Origin of the sequence: Streptomyces sp. HP-A2021 (genome assembly GCF_022807935.1) — a bacterium.
GTDB classification, from domain to species: Bacteria; Actinomycetota; Actinomycetes; order Streptomycetales; family Streptomycetaceae; genus Streptomyces; species Streptomyces afghaniensis.
The window spans coordinates 9,228,713-9,246,750 of sequence record NZ_CP094344.1; the positions used below are offsets into that span (position 1 = coordinate 9,228,713).

The 18,038-nt window shown below is 71.4% G+C and carries 14 protein-coding genes and 2 pseudogenes; 6 read left to right on the plus strand and 10 right to left on the minus strand.

The window, feature by feature from the left end:
* Nucleotides 1-73: 73 nt before the first annotated feature.
* The 5 genes from MQE23_RS41520 to MQE23_RS41540 all read right to left on the minus strand — a co-directional run bounded on the left by MQE23_RS41520 (nt 74) and on the right by MQE23_RS41540 (nt 6,091).
* Complete coding sequence (locus MQE23_RS41520) at nt 74-568, minus strand: lamin tail domain-containing protein (protein ID WP_020276890.1); 495 nt, start codon at nt 566-568, stop codon at nt 74-76.
* 143 nt (nt 569-711) lie between these two features.
* On the minus strand, nt 712-2,076 hold the full coding sequence (locus MQE23_RS41525) for an FAD-dependent oxidoreductase (protein ID WP_243381937.1): 1,365 nt from the start codon (nt 2,074-2,076) through the stop codon (nt 712-714).
* Nucleotides 2,077-2,213: 137 nt separating this feature from the next.
* Nucleotides 2,214-4,949 (minus strand): SpoIIE family protein phosphatase/ATP-binding protein, encoded by a 2,736-nt coding sequence (locus MQE23_RS41530; RefSeq protein ID WP_243381940.1) that lies wholly within the window; start codon nt 4,947-4,949, stop codon nt 2,214-2,216.
* A gap of 109 nt (nt 4,950-5,058) precedes the next feature.
* On the minus strand, nt 5,059-5,604 hold the full coding sequence (locus MQE23_RS41535) for a hypothetical protein (protein ID WP_020276886.1): 546 nt from the start codon (nt 5,602-5,604) through the stop codon (nt 5,059-5,061).
* 28 nt (nt 5,605-5,632) lie between these two features.
* Nucleotides 5,633-6,091 carry an ATP-binding protein gene (locus MQE23_RS41540; RefSeq protein WP_020276885.1) on the minus strand — a complete coding sequence of 153 codons (459 nt, stop codon included), beginning with the start codon at nt 6,089-6,091 and terminating at the stop codon, nt 5,633-5,635.
* Between the two features lie 316 nt (nt 6,092-6,407).
* On the opposite strand from MQE23_RS41540, the gene MQE23_RS41545 reads away from it, so the two are divergent.
* Together MQE23_RS41545 and MQE23_RS41550 are read left to right on the plus strand one after the other, a co-directional pair.
* Nucleotides 6,408-6,638: a DUF397 domain-containing protein gene (locus tag MQE23_RS41545; RefSeq protein WP_037673508.1), complete on the plus strand. Its 231-nt coding sequence runs from the start codon at nt 6,408-6,410 to the stop codon at nt 6,636-6,638.
* A 122-nt stretch (nt 6,639-6,760) separates the two neighbouring features.
* Nucleotides 6,761-7,675, plus strand: coding sequence for a helix-turn-helix transcriptional regulator (locus tag MQE23_RS41550; protein WP_020276883.1), 915 nt, complete (start codon nt 6,761-6,763; stop codon nt 7,673-7,675).
* A gap of 89 nt (nt 7,676-7,764) precedes the next feature.
* On the opposite strand, the gene MQE23_RS41555 is transcribed toward MQE23_RS41550, so the two are convergent.
* Nucleotides 7,765-8,592: an SAM-dependent methyltransferase gene (locus tag MQE23_RS41555; protein ID WP_243381943.1), complete on the minus strand. Its 828-nt coding sequence runs from the start codon at nt 8,590-8,592 to the stop codon at nt 7,765-7,767.
* Between the two features lie 238 nt (nt 8,593-8,830).
* On the opposite strand from MQE23_RS41555, the pseudogene MQE23_RS41560 reads away from it, so the two are divergent.
* From MQE23_RS41560 to MQE23_RS41570, 3 genes and pseudogenes are all read left to right on the plus strand, one after another.
* Nucleotides 8,831-9,424, plus strand: a pseudogene (locus tag MQE23_RS41560) (molybdopterin-dependent oxidoreductase); the annotation flags it as partial.
* Nucleotides 9,417-9,671: pseudogene (locus tag MQE23_RS41565) on the plus strand (hypothetical protein); the annotation flags it as partial. The pseudogenes MQE23_RS41560 and MQE23_RS41565, both read left to right, overlap by 8 nt.
* 136 nt (nt 9,672-9,807) lie before the next feature.
* A complete protein-coding gene (locus MQE23_RS41570; RefSeq protein ID WP_243381946.1) occupies nt 9,808-11,493 on the plus strand; it encodes a hypothetical protein in 1,686 nt (561 codons plus the stop codon).
* A gap of 12 nt (nt 11,494-11,505) precedes the next feature.
* On the opposite strand, the gene MQE23_RS41575 is transcribed toward MQE23_RS41570, so the two are convergent.
* Nucleotides 11,506-12,738, minus strand: coding sequence for a GNAT family N-acetyltransferase (locus tag MQE23_RS41575; protein ID WP_243381949.1), 1,233 nt, complete (start codon nt 12,736-12,738; stop codon nt 11,506-11,508).
* A 279-nt stretch (nt 12,739-13,017) separates the two neighbouring features.
* Here MQE23_RS41575 and MQE23_RS41580 point away from each other — a divergent pair, with 279 nt between their 5' ends.
* On the plus strand, nt 13,018-14,073 hold the full coding sequence (locus MQE23_RS41580) for an RICIN domain-containing protein (protein WP_020276877.1): 1,056 nt from the start codon (nt 13,018-13,020) through the stop codon (nt 14,071-14,073).
* A 14-nt stretch (nt 14,074-14,087) separates the two neighbouring features.
* Here the strand turns inward: MQE23_RS41580 and MQE23_RS41585 are convergent, their stop codons facing one another.
* The 3 genes from MQE23_RS41585 to MQE23_RS41595 are packed head-to-tail and all read right to left on the minus strand — an operon-like array spanning nt 14,088 to nt 18,032.
* Nucleotides 14,088-15,089 carry an oligopeptide/dipeptide ABC transporter ATP-binding protein gene (locus MQE23_RS41585; RefSeq protein ID WP_020276876.1) on the minus strand — a complete coding sequence of 334 codons (1,002 nt, stop codon included), beginning with the start codon at nt 15,087-15,089 and terminating at the stop codon, nt 14,088-14,090.
* On the minus strand, nt 15,082-17,091 hold the full coding sequence (locus MQE23_RS41590) for a dipeptide/oligopeptide/nickel ABC transporter permease/ATP-binding protein (RefSeq protein ID WP_243381952.1): 2,010 nt from the start codon (nt 17,089-17,091) through the stop codon (nt 15,082-15,084). The genes MQE23_RS41585 and MQE23_RS41590 overlap by 8 nt, the downstream gene beginning before the upstream one ends.
* A gap of 14 nt (nt 17,092-17,105) precedes the next feature.
* Entirely contained in the window at nt 17,106-18,032 is a 927-nt protein-coding gene (locus MQE23_RS41595) for an ABC transporter permease (protein ID WP_020275365.1), read from the minus strand.
* Nucleotides 18,033-18,038: the final 6 nt, after the last annotated feature.

Here is an 18,038-nt window from a genome sequence, read left to right on the forward strand (position 1 = left end):
GGGCGCTCGGTCCATCGATCATGCAGCGCCCGCCGCGACATACACGAAGCCTGTTGCCGGTTCGGCAAAAGGCTCAGCCGTGGTACGTGATGTACCCGTTGCCGTCCGGGTCGGAGCCGCTCTTGGTGTACGAGTGCACGTCGGCGCGGCTGCCGGACGGCTTGTACACGTAGATCGTGTCCTTGTCGTTGTTCCACATGAAGTTGCAGTTGTCGCGGTACACGACGTTGTTCGCGTCGGAGTCGGACCCGTTGCCACCGCGCAGCTTCACGTAGTCACCCGGCTGGAGGGTGTGGCTCGCGGTGAAGGTGAACTTGTTCCCCGCGGCGTCCTTCACGACATACCCCTTGAGGTTCACCGTCGTCGACCGCGAGTAGTTCTTGATGGTCAGGTACTCCTCGTCGGTGTTCCCCGTCGAGCAGCGGTTGGAGTCCCTCCCGGGAGCGTCGTACTGGATACCGCGGATCTTCAGCGCGGAGTCGTACTCGGCGGCCTGGGCCGGAACCGCCGTCAGGGCGGTCAGTGTTCCGGCAGCGACGGCCGTGGCCGCGACAAGGCGTATACGCATGGACGTTCGTCCCCCCTGCATGGCCCTCTGGTGAAGGCAATGTGATGGTTCGGTGAAGCATCCGGATCGTACACGGTTCAAGCACGCATAAGGGCGGGTCCGGTGACATTGCCACCGGACCCGCCCACGGGGTGTATGAGACGTCAGGCGCCGCTGGCCCGCAGCATGTCCTCACGCTCGACGAGCTTCACGCGCTCGCGTCCTTCCGGCTCGCCCAGCGCCTTCTCGGCGGCGTCCAGCTTGTACCAGCCGTCCCAGGTGGTGAAGCGGACGTTCCGCTCGGCGAGGAACGCGTCCACGGCCTCGGGGCCGGGGGAGGCGGGCGTGTGCAGGCGGCCGTTCGCGTAGTCGTCCAGGAGGTTGGCCACCGTTTCGTTCGCGTCGCCCTTGGTGTGGCCGATGAGGCCCACCGGGCCGCGCCGGATCCAGCCGGTGACGTACGTGGACTGCAGGTGCTCGCCGGTCTCCTGCATGACCCGGCCGCCCTCGTCGGGGACGGTGCCGGAGTCGAGGTCCCAGGGCAGCTTGGGGAGTTTGTCGGACAGGTAGCCGACGGCACGGTAGACCGCGCCGACGTCCCAGGTCTTGAACGTGCTCGTGCCCTTGACGTTGCCGGTGCCGTCGAGTTCCGTGCGCTCGGTGCGCAGTCCGACGACCTTGCCGTCCTCGCCGAGGATCTCCACCGGCGACTCGAAGAAGTGCAGGAAGAGCTTGTGGGGCCGGTCGCCGACGTCCCGGATCGCCCAGTTCTCCAGGGTCTTGGCGACCATGTCGGCCTGCTTGTTGCCGCGCCGGGTCGCGATCGAGCCCTCGTCGTAGTCGATGTCCTCGGGGTCGACGATGACCTCGATGTTGGGGGAGTGGTCCAGCTCCCGCAGTTCCATCGGGCTGAACTTCGCCTGCGCCGGGCCGCGGCGGCCGAACACGTGGATCTCCTTGGCGCGGTTGGCCTTCAGACCCTCGTAGACGTTCGGCGGGATCTCCGTCGGGAGCAGCTCGTCCGCCGTTTTGGCCAGGACGCGCGCGATGTCGAGCGCGACGTTGCCGACGCCGAGCACGGCGACCTTCTCCGCCTCCAGCGGCCAGGTGCGCGGCACGTCCGGGTGACCGTCGTACCAGGACACGAAGTCCGCGGCGCCGTACGAGCCGTCGAGGTCGATGCCCGGGAGGGACAGCGTCCGGTCGGCCATTGCTCCGGTGGCGAAGATCACGCCGTCGTAGAACGCGCGCAGGTCGTCCAGGCTGATGTCGGTGCCGTAGTCCACGTTGCCGAACAGCCGGATCTGCGGCTTGTCGAGCACCTGGTGCAGGGCGGTGATGATGCCCTTGATCCGCGGGTGGTCGGGGGCGACGCCGTAACGGATCAGTCCGAACGGCGCCGGCATGCGCTCGAAGATGTCGATGGACACGCCGGGTTCGGCGGCCACCTGGGACTTGAGCAGGGCGTCGGCGGCGTAGATCCCGGCGGGGCCGGATCCGACGATGGCTACCCGCAGGGGGCGGGGCATGGTCAGGTTCCCTTCGAGCGGCGACAAGTGATCTCGCCGTGAAGCCTAAACTGAGGCATGCCTAAGTTGGTACGCGGGTCCGGTCTATGAGCTCATAAGGCGACTTTATGACTGGTCGTAGACGGCCTTATGGCCGCTCACGGCAACGGCTGCTCCGCCCAGATCACCTTCCCGGCGGGCAGATAGCGCGTCCCCCAGCGCTCGGCGAGCTGCGCGACCAGGAACAGCCCTCGCCCGCCCTCGTCCGTCATCGTCGCGTACCGCAGACGCGGAGACGTGCTGCTGCTGTCGGACACCTCGCAGATCAGGTTGCGGTCGCGCAGCACCCGGACGTGGATGGGGCCGCCGCCGTAGCGGAGCGCGTTGGTGACCAGCTCGCTCAGGATCAGCTCCGTGGTGAACGTCAGCTCGTCCAGTCCCCACTCCGCCAGTTGCCGGGTGACCGCCGCCCGTACCTCGCCCACGGCCGCCGGGTCGGCCGGCACCGGCCACTCGGCGACCTGGTCGGGGGCGAGTGCCCGGGTGCGCGCGACGATCAGGGCGATGTCGTCGCTGGAACGGGCGGTGAGCTGCGAGTCGAGGACGGTCCGGCAGGTGTCCTCCGGGGACTGGCCGGACCGGCTCAGCGCCTCGCGCAGCATGTCCAGCCCGACGTCGATGTCCCGCTCCCGGTCCTCGACCAGCCCGTCGGTGTAGAGGACGAGCCGGCTGCCCTCCGCCAGCTCCAGCTCCGCCGTCTCGAACGGCAGACCGCCGAGACCGAGCGGGGGACCGGCGGGCACGTCGGCGAACTCGACACTGCCGTCGGGGTGGATCAGCGCTGGCGGGGGATGCCCGGCCCGTGCGACGGTGCAGCGCCGGGAGACCGGGTCGTACACGGCGTACAGGCAGGTCGCGCCGGTGACCGGGGCGCTGCCCTCCTCCTCCGTCTCGTCCTGGTCGATGCGGCCGACCAGCTCATCCAGCAGGGCGATGAGTTCGTCGGGCGGGAGGTCGAGGGCGGAGAAGTTGTGCACGGCGGTGCGCAGCCGCCCCATGGTCGCCGCGGCGTGCAGCCCGTGCCCGACGACGTCCCCGACCACGAGCGCGACCCGGGCCCCCGACAGCGGCAGCACGTCGAACCAGTCGCCGCCCACCCCGGCCTGCGCGGGCAGATAACGGTAGGCGATCTCCAGAGCGTCCTGCTCGGGCAGGTTCCGGGGAAGCAGGCTGCGCTGGAGCGTCACCGCCATGCTGTGCTCGCGGGTGTAGCGGCGCGCGTTGTCGATGGAGACGGCGGCCCGCGCGACCAGTTCCTCCGCCAGGGTCAGCTCGTCCGCGTCGAAGGGCTCCGGCTTCTCGCAGCGCCAGAAGCTGACCACGCCGAGCAGCAGGGAGCCGGCCCGCAGCGGCACGGTGATCAGGGAGTGGATGCCGTACTCCACGATCTGCGCGGAGCGCTCGAGGTCCTGTGCCTGCCAGCCGGGGGCCTCGCTCAGCCGGGGTTCCAGGACGGGCCGACCGGTGTCGAGGCTGCGGCCCTGCGGAGAGGAATCGACGAACCTGATCCGCTCGCCGACGGGGTAGAGCGGGGCGTCCTTGCGGATCCCGCTGAGCGCGGCACGGCTGAGCGCGGCCGCCGCGTCCGGCTGCCCGCCGCCCAGCACCGCGTCGAACAGGTCCACGGTGGCGAAGTCGGCGAACCGGGGCACCGCCAGCTCGGTCAGTTCCTCGGCCGTACGGGTCACGTCCAGGCTCGTCCCGATGCCCACCCCGGCGTCGTACAGCATGTTGAGCCGTTCCCGCGCGGTCTCGGCCCGGCCGGACAGGGCACGCAGCTCGGTGGAGTCGCGGAGCGTGGCGACACTGCCGGGCGGGACGCCCGCACGGTCCGTGGTGCGCTGGTTCACGGCGAGGAGCCGGTCCCCGACGAGATGCACCTCGTCCGTGGCGACGCGCCCGGAGGCCAGCAGCTCGGCGGTGCCGGGGTCGAGCCCCAGGCTGAGCACGTGCCGGCCCTCGGCGTCGGCGGGCAGTCCGAGCAGCCGGTGCGCCTCGTCGTTGGCGAGCAGCAGGGTGCCCCCGTCGTCGACGATGAGCACGCCCTCGCGGACGGCGTGCAGCACGGCGTCGTGGTGCTCGTACATCCGGGTCATCTCGTGCGGCCCGAGCCCGTGCGTCTGGCGCAGCAGCCGCCGGCTCACCAGCGCGGCACCGGCCGTCGCCAGGGCGAGCGCCGCCGCGGCGGCGGACAGCACGAGCGGCAGCTGACGGTCGGCGGTTCCGCCGATGTTCTTGGTCGTCACCCCCGCGGACACCAGCCCCACGACCTGCCCGTCGGCGTCCTTCACCGGCACCACGGCCTGGACGAGGTGGCCGATGGTGCCCTCGATCTCCTCGGTCACCGCCTCTCCGGCCAGCGCCGGCGCGATCGTCCCGACGAACTTCTTCCCGATGCGGTCCGGCTTGGGGTGCGTGTAGCGGATCGCGTCGGTGTTCATGACGACGATGAAGTCGACCTTCGACTGCTCACGGGCGGCCTCGGCACGCGGCTGGAGCACCGCCGTGGGGTCGGGGCTGTCCAGCGCCTCGGCCGTGCCCGGCGCGTTGGCGAAGGTCTCGGCGACGGCGAGGGAACGGTTGCGGGCCTCCTGGGTCGTGTCGTGCCGCACCTGCAGGACCAGCGCCACGACGGCCGCCACCACCAGCAGCAGCACGATCACCACGACGAGCAGGAACACCTGTCCGGCGACACTGCGCCCGCCCAGCACCGACCGCAGCCCCGCCACCGGTTGCCACCGCGACGGGCCCGCCTCCCGCCGCTGCCGGGAGGGCGGCGCAGCGCCGGGCCGCAGGGGCGATCGAGTCCCGGATCGACCCAAGAGTCGGACCATGTGCCATGTCTACACTGCCCGGCCGCGCGAGGCGAGGGGCATCACCCATGGTGACAGGGGGCCCTCACCGTTTCGTCACGACTCCCGGCGCCCGGGCACCCGCATACCGTCAGGCGCCCAGGGAACGGGCGAGCTCGGTCGTGGCCCGGGCGATCTCCGTGTCCTCGTCCGCCATCAGCCGGCCGAGCTCACCGCGCCGGGCCCGGACCGCCTGACGCGCCGCGCGTTCCCACACCACCGGGTTCTCCCGGCGGTTCAGCAGCTTCGGATAGACGGCGGCGGTGCTCTCCCACTGCCGGGCGTCGGCGATGTTCTTGAGCAGCCGGATGATCTGGGCGCGGCAGGTCACCTGCGGCAGTTTCGCCAGCTCCCACAGGAAGGGAACCGTGGCGGCCGTCGCCTGCTCCACGACGAAGCCGAACTGACAGATCCGCCTGCGCAGGTCGTCGAGTGCGGAGCGGGCGGTGTCGGCGTCACCCCAGGCGATGCCGTTGAGCAGGAGGGGAATGGCCGCCGCCGAACCGGTGGAGTCCTGGATGTCGCCCCAGGGCACGCGGTCCAGGGCCGTGAGCGGCGTGGTCCGGGCGACCCCGGACGGGGCGTCGGGGCGCTGTGGGCGCTCGCTGCTCGGGTGTTCCGTCGAAGCGCTGCGCATGGCGGGGGGCCTTTCCGCGGCAGTCGTGTCAGATGGGTGGACAGGTCGACAACCTGGCCCAGACCGTCTTGCCCGCCGGAGGGCAGGGGGTCCAGCCCCACTCCTCGGACAGGGCGTCGACGATGCACAGGCCCCTGCCGTGCTCCTCCAGAGCGGAGCCGGTGGGGGCGTACACGGGCGGGTGGTCGTCCGGGTCGGAGACGGTGACCAGCAGGTGCGTGGGGTCCAGGAGGAATCCGAGCCGGATCTCCGCAGCGCCCGGCGTACCGGTCGTACCCGCCGTCCCCGGCGCCGCGTGCGTCGCGGCGTTGGCGGCGAGTTCGGTGATGACGAGGGTCGTGTCGTCGCAGCGGTGGTCGAGCGACCAGACGTGCAGCGTGTCGCGGGTGAAGGACCGGGCGCGCGCGAACCCCTCCCTGCTGCACTCGACGCGCAGGGCGGCCGAGGCGGACAGGGCACCGGAGGGCTGCGGCATCGTCTCCGGCATCGGGGGCGGGGTCCCGTACGGCGCCACCTCGCACGACGTCAGCGTGCGCGGGCCGGGCGGGAATCCGGTGCTCGTGGCGGGTGCGCCTGCGTGCGCCGCAGCCCCACCACTGGGCGGCCGGAGCACGTGATGCGCAGCTGATGACACGGCATCTCCCCGATGCGAGGTCAGGACGCGGCGCCGACAAGGGGGTTGACGCCGCGGCTATTATCCACGCTGATGGCGCTCGCGTGCAATTGCACGCGAAATTGCGTGAAAATCAAGCCGTGTTGGGTACGCGAGTCGGGACATGAACGAGAACAGCAAGGAGACCGCGGTGCCACCAGTGCAGAACGGAGTGCAGGCAAGCTCGTTGGACGCCTGCTGGATCAAGAGCCGGCACAGCAACGCCGAGGGCAACTGCGTCGAAGTCGCCCCTCTCGTCGACGGCGGGATCGCGATGCGCAACTCCCGAGACCCCGACGGGCCCGCACTCGTCTACACGGCGGCGGAGGTGGCGGCGTTCCTGGCCGGGGCGAAGGACGGCGAGTTCGACCACCTGCTGTGAAGCCCGCGTGGTGAAGCGGAGCTCAACTCACCACCTTCATGGGGCCGCTCCGAGGGATGCGAACACGCCCGGCGGAGTGCGATAGTGTAAATCGCCCTTGTGCCGGTCTGCTGGGAGTCAGGATGTCCGCCGCGTCGCATCGCATCTCCCGTCTGGAACCCTATCTGGACAGGCCCGAGCCGGCGCCGACTCTGCTGAAGATGCTGGTCGGTGTACAGCTGGCAGGCTTCCGCGAGGACGCCGGACTCGCCCAGGACCAGGCGGCCCGCGCTGTCGGCTTCAGTGCCGCGAAGCTGTCCCGCATCGAGTCCGGCAAGGGCCGCCGCCCGCCGACGGAGAACGACGTCCGCGCGCTGCTCCAGCTGTACGGCACCGACGACTACGAGGCCTCGGTGCTGCTCAAGCTGTTGCAGCGCGCCGGCGAGCCGGGCTGGTGGCAGCGGTACGACAAGCGGCTGATGCCCGAGTGGTTCGACCGGCTGGTCGGACTCCAGGAGGCCGCCGCCACCATCCGCACCTTCGAGATCCAGTACGTGCCCGGCCTGTTGCAGACACCCGCCTACACCAGGGCCGTGGTGGAGCGGGGCCTGCCGAACGCGCCGGCCGCCGAGGTGGAGCGGCGCGTCGAACTCCGCCGGCACCGGGCACGGTTGCTGCTCCGGCCGGACGCACCGCAACTGTGGGCGGTCATCGACGAGTCCGTGCTGCTGCGCGTCCTGGGCAGCACCGAGGTGATGCGGGAGCAGCTCGCCCACCTCGTCGAGATGGCCCAACGCCCCAACGTGACCCTGCAGATCGTCCCGCTGAACGTCACGAACGCCTCGGCACCCGCCATCCCGGTCACGTACCTGCGCTTCGGCGGCCTCGACCTGCCCGACGTGGTCTACCTGGAGCACATCAAGAGCGCGAACTTCCTCGAGGACCGCGACGAGACGGAGGAGTACCGGATCGCGCTGGACCGCCTCGCGGACGAGGCGCTCAAGCCCCGTGACTCCCTGGAACTGCTGCGCACGACGATGGAGCAGCGCTACGCCTGACGCGCGAGTGCCCCGCGCGGGACGAGGCGCGTCCCGCGCGAGGTACCTGCGTCACTTCCACCGGTGTCACGTCTCCACGGGGATCAGCGTCACTTCGCCAGGGGAATCCGCCCCACACCGCCGAACTCGATCCACTCGTGCGTGAGCTGACGGGGTGCCACCTCGGTGTCCGGACGCCACGTGGACACCTCCACCAGCCCCGGCTCCAGGATCTCCAGACCCTCGAAGTACGTGGCGACGTCCTTCTCCTCACGCACGCGGCCCCAGTGCCCCTGGGTCGCCTGGTCCATGAAGTTCGTGACGAAGGCACGGACCTCGGGGTCCTCGCTGACCAGCTGGCACATCACCATGAAGCTGCCGGGCGCGAGCCGCTCCCGCACGCGGCGGGCCACCGCGAGCGGCCCGTCGGTGTCGCTGTCCGGGATGCAGTGGAACACCGAGTTGAACAGCACGCACACCGGCTCGGAGAAGTCGATCAGCCGCTTGGTGTCGGGGTGGTCGAAGATCAGGTCGGTCTCGCGCATGTCCGCGTGGATGACGCTGGTGCGCTCGTCCTGCTCCAGCAGCGCACGGCCGTGGACCAGCACCATCGGGTCGTTGTCGACGTACACCACGTGGGTCGTGGGGTCGATGCGCTGGGCGACCTGGTGCACGTTGTCCTGCGTCGGCAGGCCTGATCCGTGGTCGAGGTACTGCCGGATGCCGTACTCCTCGGAGAGGGTCCGCACGACCCGCTGGAGGAAGCGCCGGTTGTTCAGGGCCAGGCGGCGCGTGCTGGGCACGACCTTGTCGAGTTCCTCGCACGCGGCACGGTCGGCCGCGTAGTTGTCCTTGCCGCCCAGGTAGTAGTCGTACATGCGCGCTGCCGTCGGCACGTTCGCGTCGATCTCGGTGGACAACTGCTTCTCGGAGTGCATCGTTCCCCCTGCGTGGTGCCGCGCCAACGGACTGGCTGGACAGGAAGTACATCCTAGGGAGGGGGAGTTGGCCGCTGCCAGCCCAGTGGCGAAGGTGCCCACGATCGAACGACCGGGTGATCGCCTCCCGCGACGGTGTGTGCCCTCTGTGGCATGCTTGTGTACGCAGCGTCACCGGACTTCGGGGGTCACGGGTGGGGTACTCGCCACGGGACGATCTCCTGTGGGAGGTGGGACCATGGACACCTCGACCGACCGGATCGCGGATCCCTGGGGTGCGCGCACCCCATACGCCGCCGGCACGCCCTGGCTGTCCCGGACGGACACGCACCTGCGGGCCGGGACCGCCGAGCAGGACGTGGAGCGGTGGGTGCAGTCCGCCTCGCTGCTGCACTCCAACGGCGACGCGATGGACATCGCGGTGCGCGAGGGCCGCATCGTGGGAGTGCGGGGCAGGGCCGCGGACCGGGTGAACCGTGGGCGCCTGGGTCCCAAGGACCTCTACGGCTGGCAGGCCAACGCCTCTGCGGACCGGCTCACCAGGCCACTGGTCCGTGAGCAGGGCCGGCTCGTCGAGTCCGACTGGGACACCGCCATGGACCGGATCACCGCCCGGACCCGGCACCTCCTGGACGACAAGGGCCCGGGCTCGATCGGCTTCTACACCACCGGGCAGCTGTTCCTGGAGGAGGAGGGAAGCGACCCGCCCCGCCTCGTGTGCGTGGACCCGCGGTACACGCAGGTCGCCCGGCGCGCCGACGTCCACCTGGCCCCGCGCGCGGGCACGAACGTCGCCCTCCTCAACGCGCTGCTGCACGAGATCATCCGCACCGGCACTCGGCCGGCGCCCCGCGACCGGTCTGCTCCTCCTGCACGACCTGCACGACCTGCGCGACCTGCACCTGGCGGCCGCGCGCAACTCCCTGCACTGGGAGAAGCTCGCTCAGGCGGCGCAGGCCACCCGGGACGAACGGCTGCTGGCGCTGGTCACCGACTGCCACCCGCAGACGCTCCGGCAGCTGCGCTGGACCAACACCCAGATCAAGATCCTCTCACCGCAGGTCCTGACCAGCGTCTGAGCGGCCTCCCCCCAGGTGTCCTCCCGCCACTCAAAGATGCCCCGCTCATCTGGAAATACGAGAATTCATCGGTGATCGAGGGTGCGTCCGCAACCGCTATTCTCACGGCTCCCGGCCGCTTTCCCAGGAGAAACCCATGGGCGACTATTACGACCTCGGCCCGCACAGCCGTCCCGTCACCACCTCCTTTGCCGAGGCCCAACTCTGGTTCGACCGCGGCCTGGTGTGGACGTACGCCTTCCATCACGAGGAAGCCGTCGCCTGCTTCGAAAAGGCGGCCGAGGCTGATCCCGAGTGCGCGATGGCGTATTGGGGCATCGCCTACGCGCTGGGCCCGAACTACAACAAGCCCTGGGAATTCTTCGACGGCGAGGAACTGGCGCGGACGGTGGAGCGTACGCATGCCGCAGTGGAACGAGCCCATGAGAAGGCCGTCCGGGCCACCCCGGTCGAGCAGGCTCTGATCGGCGCGTTGCGAGCCCGCTACCCGCAGCCGGAGGCCGTCGAGGACTGCTCGGTGTGGAACGAGCCGTACGCGGACGCCATGCGCGCGGTGTATGAACTGGCGCCCGAAGACCCGGACATCGCGACCCTGTACGCCGACGCCCTGATGAACCTCACCCCCTGGCAGCTGTGGGACCTGGCGACCGGGCAGCCCGCCGAGGGCGCACGGACCCTGGAGGCCAAGGCCGTGCTGGACGGCGCGCTCGGGACCGACGCCGGTGTGCGGCACCCCGGGGTGCTGCACCTCTACATCCACCTGATGGAGATGTCCCCGGCACCGGAACAGGCCCTCACCGTCGCCGACCGGCTGCGCGGCATCGTGCCCGACGCCGGGCACCTGCACCACATGCCCTCGCACCTCGACGTCCTGTGCGGCGACTACCGCCGGGTCGTCGCGGCCAACAGCGACGCGATCGCCGCCGACGAGAAGTTCCACCGGCGGGCCGGCGCGATGAACTTCTACACCCTCTACCGGGCGCACAACTACCACTTCAAGATCTACGGGGCCATGTTCCTCGGCCAGGCACAGGTCGCCCTCGACACCGCCGCCCAGCTGGAAGCCGCCATCCCCGAAGACCTGCTCCACGTGCAGAGCCCCCCGATGGCCGACTGGCTCGAGGGCTTCCTCGCCATGCGCGTCCACGTACTGATCCGCTTCGGCCGCTGGGCCGACATCCTCGACCTGCCCGCTCCCGCCGACCCGGAGCTCTACGCGGTGACCACCGCCATGCGCCACTACGCGCGCGGCGTCGCCCTCTCCGCCACCGGCGAAATCGCCCGGGCGGAGGCCGAACGCGAGCTGTTCCGCACGGCGGTGGGCCTGGTGCCCGAGACGCGGATGCTGTTCAACAACACCTGCCGCGACATCCTCGCCGTCGCGGCGGCCATGCTGGACGGAGAGCTCGAATACCGCAGGGGCAACCACGACCTCGCCTTCGCGGCCCTGGAGCGGTCCATCGAGCTGGACGACGGCCTCCCCTACGACGAGCCCTGGGGCTGGATGCAGCCCACCCGCCACGCCTACGGCGCCCTGCTGCTGGAACAGGGCCGGGTGGCGGAGGCCGAGGCGGTCTACCGCGCGGACCTCGGCCTCGACGACGCCCTGCCCCGCCCCCTCCAGCACCCCGGCAACGTCTGGTCCCTGCACGGCTTCCACGAGTGCCTGCTCCGGACGGGCAAGACCGCCGAAGCGGCCCTGGTGGCCCAGCAGCTCAAGATGGCGACCGCGCTGGCCGACGTCCCGATCCAGGCGTCGTGCTTCTGCCGCCTGGACACGACGCCGCCCGGTCCTCAGCCGGCCGACGGCTGCTGCCACTGAAGGCCGCTGCGGTCAGAACCAGTGCAGGCAGTGCGGGGGACGGTCGGCGCGGAAGAGGGCGTCGGCGAGTGGGGCCGCGTTCGGGCGGTGGGCCAGGACGTGTCCGGCACGCACGAGCGTGCTCGGGGCGGTGCCGCCGAGGTAGATCGAGCCCAGGTCGCACACGTCCAGGGACAGGTCGGGCTCCCGGTCGGTCGGGATGCAGTCGGCCTTGCCTTCCTGGACGGTCAGCAGGTAGCGGCCGTGTTCGCCGAGGAACGGGTCGTCGACGTCGAGGACGAGTTCGCCGTCCGTGAACCAGCCACGTGCGGTCAGCGCTTGCGGGATGTCAAGGAGCCGTACGTAGAGCCAGTCCATCTCGTCGCTCACCTGGCCGGCGCGGAAGTCCGCAAGCTGCCAGCGCAGCGGGTGCTCGGGCGGGACGTGCTTGAACACCACCTGCGCGACCAGGTCGTGTCCGAGTACGAATCGGGCCAGGGCCGTGTAGACGGTGTCGTCGGTGGCGATGGTCTCGTCGACCGTCAAGGTCTTGGCTTCGTCGATCGAGTAGCTGGCGTACCCGTCCGGGACGCCGTCGGCGTCACGGTGGACGGCGACGTAGCGCGGCGCGGGCGAGATCGGGGGCTGCCCCGCGCGCAGGGCCCACCAGCGGTGCGGCCGGGACAGCGCGCCGGGCTGGGCGCGGCGATACCGGTCGTACACCTCTTCCAGGATCTCGCCGCACTCGGCACGCCGCAGTACCTCGACCGAGCCGTTGTCCGAGCCGGCCGCCGGGGCGCCCGCCACGGTGCGGGCCCGGGGAGCGGCGAGGGCGGCCCGGTGGCGCGGCACCTTCAGCTGCTGCGTGTAGGTCGCCGGTCCGTAGCCGAACCTGCCGTAGATCGGGGCCTCGGAGGCCAGCAGCACGGAGAGGAATTCTCCTCGGGCCCGGAACTCGGTGAGCTGGTGCCGCATCATCGTGCCGAGCACGCCTCGGCGCCGGTGGGAGGGCAGGACGCCGACGGCGGTCACCCCGGAAGTCGGGACGATGGCCTCACCGGGCAGGGTGAGTTCGAAAGGGTGCGCGGCGGCGGTGCCGACGGGCTGTCCGTCCGCCGTCAGGGCGAGCAGGCAGCGGTCCATGTCGAGCGCCGACCACCAGAGCCCGCCGCCCTCGACCGGGGTTTCCGGGAAGAGCCCGAACGCGGCATGGACGGTGTCGACGAAGACGTCGAGATCCTCGTCGGTCGTGGAACGGATCTCCATAGCTGCCGCTGCCTCCTCGGATACCGGCACCACGACTCGTGATGTCCCGCCACAGTGCAGCGTTGACCCGAGGCCCGGTCAAACGAATTACGGCTCAGCCCGCGCCCGGAGGGTCCAGGCAGGCCCGGCCCGATCTCGTCGAAGCGGTGGATCACGTCACGAAGGATTGGCAGAATCCCGGATTGTCCACCGCCCGGGGCGGGGCGAGGATGGCCGGTCATGGGCAGAGAGGGTCCGTTACCGAGGGAGGCGCGCAGCGCCTCCGAGTTTGTGGCGTGCATGCGCCGGCTCAAGGAATGGGCCGGCCTGACCTACCGCCAGTTGGAGGCGAACGCGGAACGGCGCGGGGACGTGCTCGCGCGCAGTACCGTGGCCGACGCGCTGCGCCGGGACTCGCTGCCGCGCGCGGAGGTGGTCGCCGCGTTCGTCCGCGCGTGCGGGAGGGGTGAGGACACCGACACGTGGCTGGAGGCCAGAGACCGGCTGGCCGCCGCCGAGCCGCCGCCGCGGGCGGAGAAGGGGCCGACGGCAGCTGGCGAAGGGCCGAAGCCTGACGGGGAAGGGCCGACGCCTGACGGTGAAGGGCCGGCGCCCGAGGAGACGCCGGAACACTCCGCGCCATCAACAGCCGAGATCCTGGCCGCGAACCCGGCCCCGGTCGTCGGCCGGGTCCGAAGCCGACGAACTCTCGCCGCCACCGCCACCGCCGGGTTGCTGCTCGCCGCTGTGGGGGCCTGGGCGCTGCTGCCCGGCGAGGACGGCGGCCGGGACGCGGCGGCGCGTGGGGCCGGGGCCGCAGCCGGCCTCGCTTCCTCCTCGGCGTCCACCCCGACCACCGGCGTGGACGGCCCGGAACCAGGCCAGTCCAGGATCCGGCCCGCCCTGGCCCCCACGCTGTGCGTCACCGAAGGCCACGACCGCAAGGGGCGCTACCGAAGCCAGGTCGCCGTCCAGCGCCCCTGTGCCGACGCCACACCACCGGACCTCTCACTGGTGTCGGTCGGGAACACAGGCTCGTACTACATCCAGTGGCGCCACCCGGTGTACGGCGACGGCTGTCTCACCGCGCTCGGCAGCGGCCATGTCGTCGAGGGACTGCTCGAACCCTGGCCCTGGGAGAGCTGCTCGGCGGACCGCACCAGCCAGCACTTCTTCTTCGAACCCCTTGACGGGTCCACGGGGGCGAAGGGGAACGAATACCGGATTCACGTGGTGCAGAACGGGATGTGTCTCGGCGTCAACGGCGCCGACGACCGTGCGGCGGGTGCCGAGATCACCCAGCAGCGCTGCACGGGGGCACGGGACCAGGAGTTCCTGGTGGATGCCGTCGGCTGACGAGGGCACCGCCCTCACACAGCCACCGGCGGTGTCTCCTCCAGAGGGAAGTGGCATGCCGCCCCGTGGACGGGCCCCCGGGGCGGAGGCGCGGGGACCTCCTCGGCGCACAGCTCCCGCACCCGCCGGCACCGGGTGCGGAACCGGCATCCGGAAGGAGGGTCGGCCGGTGAGGGGATCTCACCGGTGAGCACGATGCGCTGCCGTTCGCGTCCGCCACCGGCCGCGGGGGAGGGCGCCGCCGACAGCAGCGCCTCCGTGTACGGGTGGCGCGGCCGCTCGTAGACCTCCTCCGTCGGACCCGTCTCCACGATCTTGCCGAGGTACATCACGGCGACCCGGTCGGCGAGGTGCCGCACCACGGACAGGTCGTGCGAGATGAACACGTACGACAGCCCCAGCTCGTCGCGCAGGTCGCACAGGAGGTTGAGCACCTGCGCCTGCACCGACAGGTCCAGCGCGGAGACGGGTTCGTCGCAGACGATGACCTCCGGCTCCAGCGCCAGGGCGCGGGCGATCCCGATCCGCTGCCGCTGTCCCCCGGAGAACTCGTGCGGATGACGGCTCGCGTCCGACGCGCGCAGGCCGACCATCTCCAGCAGCTCGGCCACGCGGGCCGCCCGCTTCGACGCGGGGACGAGACCGCGGTGGGTCAGCCAGGGCTCGCCGATCAGATCCGCCGCGCACAGACGGGGGTTGAGCGAACCGAACGGGTCCTGGAACACCATCTGCACCTTCCGGCGCCAGGCGAGCAGTTCCGCACCCGACAGGGCGAAGGGGTCGACTCCCTCGTACCGCACGGTGCCCGCGTCCGGCCGCTCCAGCCGCAGGAGAACCCTGGCCAGTGTGGACTTGCCGCAGCCGGACTCGCCGACCAGACCCAGGGTCTCCCCGCGCCCCAGCGTCAGGTCCACTCCGTCCAGTGCCCGCAGCCGCGTGCCGCCTCGCACGGTCCGCCGGACCGCGAAGCTCTTGGCCAGGCCGGTGGCCTCCAGCAGTGCCCCGTGCTCAGGCATCGGCCAGTTCCTTCCCGAAGTGACAGGCGGCGGCCCGGCCGTCACCGGTACCGGTCAGCGCCGGACGGTGGGTGGCACAGCGCTCCCGGGCCATGGGACAGCGCGTACGGAAGGCACAGCCGGCCGGCACCGCACCCGGGTCCGGCGGGCTCCCCGGGATGGAACTCAGCCGGGAGCCCCGGTGCTGCTCGGCCGGGACCGACGCCAACAGGCCCTGCGTGTAGGGGTGGTGGGGCTTGCCGAACACCTCGGCGACGGGCCCGGTCTCCACCACGGTTCCCGCGTACATGACGGCGACCCGGTCCGCGTGCTCGGCGGCGAGTCCGAGGTCGTGGGTGATGAGGACGAGCGCCGTGCGCTGTTCGCCGCGCAACTCGCCGAGGAGGTCCATGATCTGCGCCTGCACGGTGACGTCCAGTGCCGTCGTGGGCTCGTCGGCGATCAGGACCTTCGGCCGCAGGGCGACCGCCGTCGCGATCAGCAGACGCTGGCGCATCCCGCCCGAGAACTGGTGCGGATAGGCGTCCGCCCGGGACCGGGCCTCCGGGATGCCCACGCGTTCCATCAGCTCTACCGCCCTGGCCTTCGCCGCCCGCCGGGACATGCCCTCGTGGATGCGGAACGGCTCGGCGAGCTGGGTGCCGACCGTGAGGACGGGGTTGAGCGCGCTGAGCGCGTCCTGGAAGACCATGGCCACACCGGGGCCGGCCAGCCGGCGTCTGGCCCGGGCACCGAGCCCGAGCAGGTTCTCGCCGTCGAGGCGCACCTGCCCGCCCACCACCTCCGCGACCGGGTCGAGCAGGCCGGCGACGGCGTGCGCGGTCATGCTCTTGCCGCAGCCCGACTCGCCCAGCAGCGCCAGCGTCTCGCCCGACCGCACGGAGAAGCCGACCCGGCGGACGACATGGACGGGCCCGGCCGGGGTGTGGACGTCGACGGACAGGCCCTCCACGACCAGGACGTCGGCCGCCGTCGACTGCCCGGTGCCGGCGGGACGGCTGCCGACGGGAACGGCGGTCGTGTCCGCCTCGGCGACGGCAGAGCCACGCGCTGCCGGGCCCGCGCTCGCCCTGCGCGACCACCGGGCACGCCGCCCACTCCGCCGTACGCCCTCCCGCCACCGCTGCCCCGGGTCCGTCGCCATCCGGGCCCAGGAGGCGAGAACGGTCGCCGAGACGGTCGTGAGGACGATCGCGAGCCCCGGGAAGAGCGCGATCCACCACGCGCTCTGCAACTCCTGCCGCCCCTGGGCCACCATCAACCCCCAGCTGACGTCGGGCGGTTGGATGCCGATACCCAGGAAGCTCAGCGACGACTCGGCCAGCATCACGAAGCAGAAGTCGAGCGCGGCTACGGTGAGCAGCGTCGGCAGCACACTCGGCGCGACATGCCGGCGGATGGTCGCCCAGCTGCCCGTGCCGAACGTACGGGCCGCGTCCACGAACAGCCGACTGCGCAGCTCCGCCGCCTCGGCCCGGGCCGTGCGCAGATACACGGGTATCCGGGCGACGGCCAGCACCAGCACGATGCTCGCCGCACTCGGCGAGAACACGTACAGCACCACCACGGCCAGCAGCAGGGAGGGGAAGCTGAGGATCACGTCGGCCACCCGCAGCGACGCGTTCTCGCGCCAACCGCCGTGATAGCCCGCCCACATGCCCCATACCGAGCCGATGACCAGCGAGCACAGCACGGCGGGCACCGCCACGGCCAGTGTCGTCCCGGCGGCGGTCAGCAGCCGCGCGGCGACGGGCCGGCCGAGGGAGTCGCTGCCGAGGACGAAGGCCCAGCCGTGGTCGAGGCTGAAGGGAGGCCGGCCCGGGGCCCGCAGGTTCTGACTGGTCGCCAGGTCCCCGGCCAGCAGCGGTCCCAGGACGGCGCACAGCGCGACCAGGACCAGGACGAGGGCCGCTGCGCAGGCGAACCGGTCCCGGAGCAGCAGGGCGAACCACCGGCGGCGTACGGGCGTACCGCCCGTCTCGGGTGTGGCTTTCTGAAGCATGTCCCGTCCTCGGCTCATGCCGCCGCCCGCTGCCGTACCCGAGGGTCGACAAGCGCGTGGCAGAGGTCCACCAGGATGTTGAGGGCGAAGATCGCCAGAGCGGTCAGGAGCACCGCCGCCTGCAGCACCGCGAAGTCGCGCTGGAGCACCGAGTCGATCATGAGCTTGCCGATGCCGGGCCAGCCGAAGATCGTCTCGACGACGACGGCTCCGTTGACCAGCCCCACGGCCAGATCGCCCGCGACGGTCAGCGCCGGTGCGGCCGCGTTGCGCAGGGCGTGCCCGAAGACCACCCGGGGCTCGGACGCCCCCTTGGCGCGGGCCACCTTCACGTACGGGGCGGACAGCGCGGAGACCATGGCGCCCCGCACCACCTGGACCAGTACGCCGAACGGGCGGATCAGCAGCGTGGCCACGGGCAGCACCCACGCCGCCGCGCCGCTCGTGCCGGAGGTGGGCAGCCAGCCCAGGGTGACCGCGAAGACCAGCACGCCCATGATGGCGATCCAGAAGTCCGGGACGCTGGCCGCCGTGGAGGACAGGAAGCTCGCGATCCGGTCGGTCGCCGAGTCCGGGCGGTAGGCCGCCAGGCTGCCGATGACCACGGCGCCCACGATGGCGAGCAGCATCGTCCAGCCGGCGAGTTGCAGGGTGGCGGGGAAGGCCCGCAGGACCGCCTCGCCGGCCGGCTGGGCCGTGCGCAGCGACTCACCGAAGTCGAGATGGGCGACCTGGCCGAGGTAGTCGCCGAACTGGCTGATCAGCGGGTCGTCCAGGCCGTTGCGGGCGGCGAACTCGGCCCGCATCTCGGGTGTCGCGCTCAGCGGCAGGTACAGGTTGGCGGGGTCGCCGGTGAGGCGGGCCAGGAAGAACACGCCGAGCACCACCACGAGCAGTGGGACGACGCTGGAGACCGCGCGGCGGCGCAGCAGGGTCAGCACGTGATG

Coding starts and splice junctions, on each gene's coding strand:
- MQE23_RS41520 (WP_020276890.1), bottom strand. CDS start 568: ATGCGTATACGCCTTGTCGCGGCCACGGCCGTCGCTGCCGGAACACTG.
- MQE23_RS41525 (WP_243381937.1), bottom strand. CDS start 2,076: ATGCCCCGCCCCCTGCGGGTAGCCATCGTCGGATCCGGCCCCGCCGGG.
- MQE23_RS41530 (WP_243381940.1), bottom strand. CDS start 4,949: ATGGTCCGACTCTTGGGTCGATCCGGGACTCGATCGCCCCTGCGGCCC.
- MQE23_RS41535 (WP_020276886.1), bottom strand. CDS start 5,604: ATGCGCAGCGCTTCGACGGAACACCCGAGCAGCGAGCGCCCACAGCGC.
- MQE23_RS41540 (WP_020276885.1), bottom strand. CDS start 6,091: ATGCCGGAGACGATGCCGCAGCCCTCCGGTGCCCTGTCCGCCTCGGCC.
- MQE23_RS41550 (WP_020276883.1), top strand. CDS start 6,761: ATGTCCGCCGCGTCGCATCGCATCTCCCGTCTGGAACCCTATCTGGAC.
- MQE23_RS41555 (WP_243381943.1), bottom strand. CDS start 8,592: ATGCACTCCGAGAAGCAGTTGTCCACCGAGATCGACGCGAACGTGCCG.
- MQE23_RS41570 (WP_243381946.1), top strand. CDS start 9,808: ATGGGCGACTATTACGACCTCGGCCCGCACAGCCGTCCCGTCACCACC.
- MQE23_RS41575 (WP_243381949.1), bottom strand. CDS start 12,738: ATGGAGATCCGTTCCACGACCGACGAGGATCTCGACGTCTTCGTCGAC.
- MQE23_RS41580 (WP_020276877.1), top strand. CDS start 13,018: ATGCGCCGGCTCAAGGAATGGGCCGGCCTGACCTACCGCCAGTTGGAG.
- MQE23_RS41585 (WP_020276876.1), bottom strand. CDS start 15,089: ATGCCTGAGCACGGGGCACTGCTGGAGGCCACCGGCCTGGCCAAGAGC.
- MQE23_RS41590 (WP_243381952.1), bottom strand. CDS start 17,091: ATGCTTCAGAAAGCCACACCCGAGACGGGCGGTACGCCCGTACGCCGC.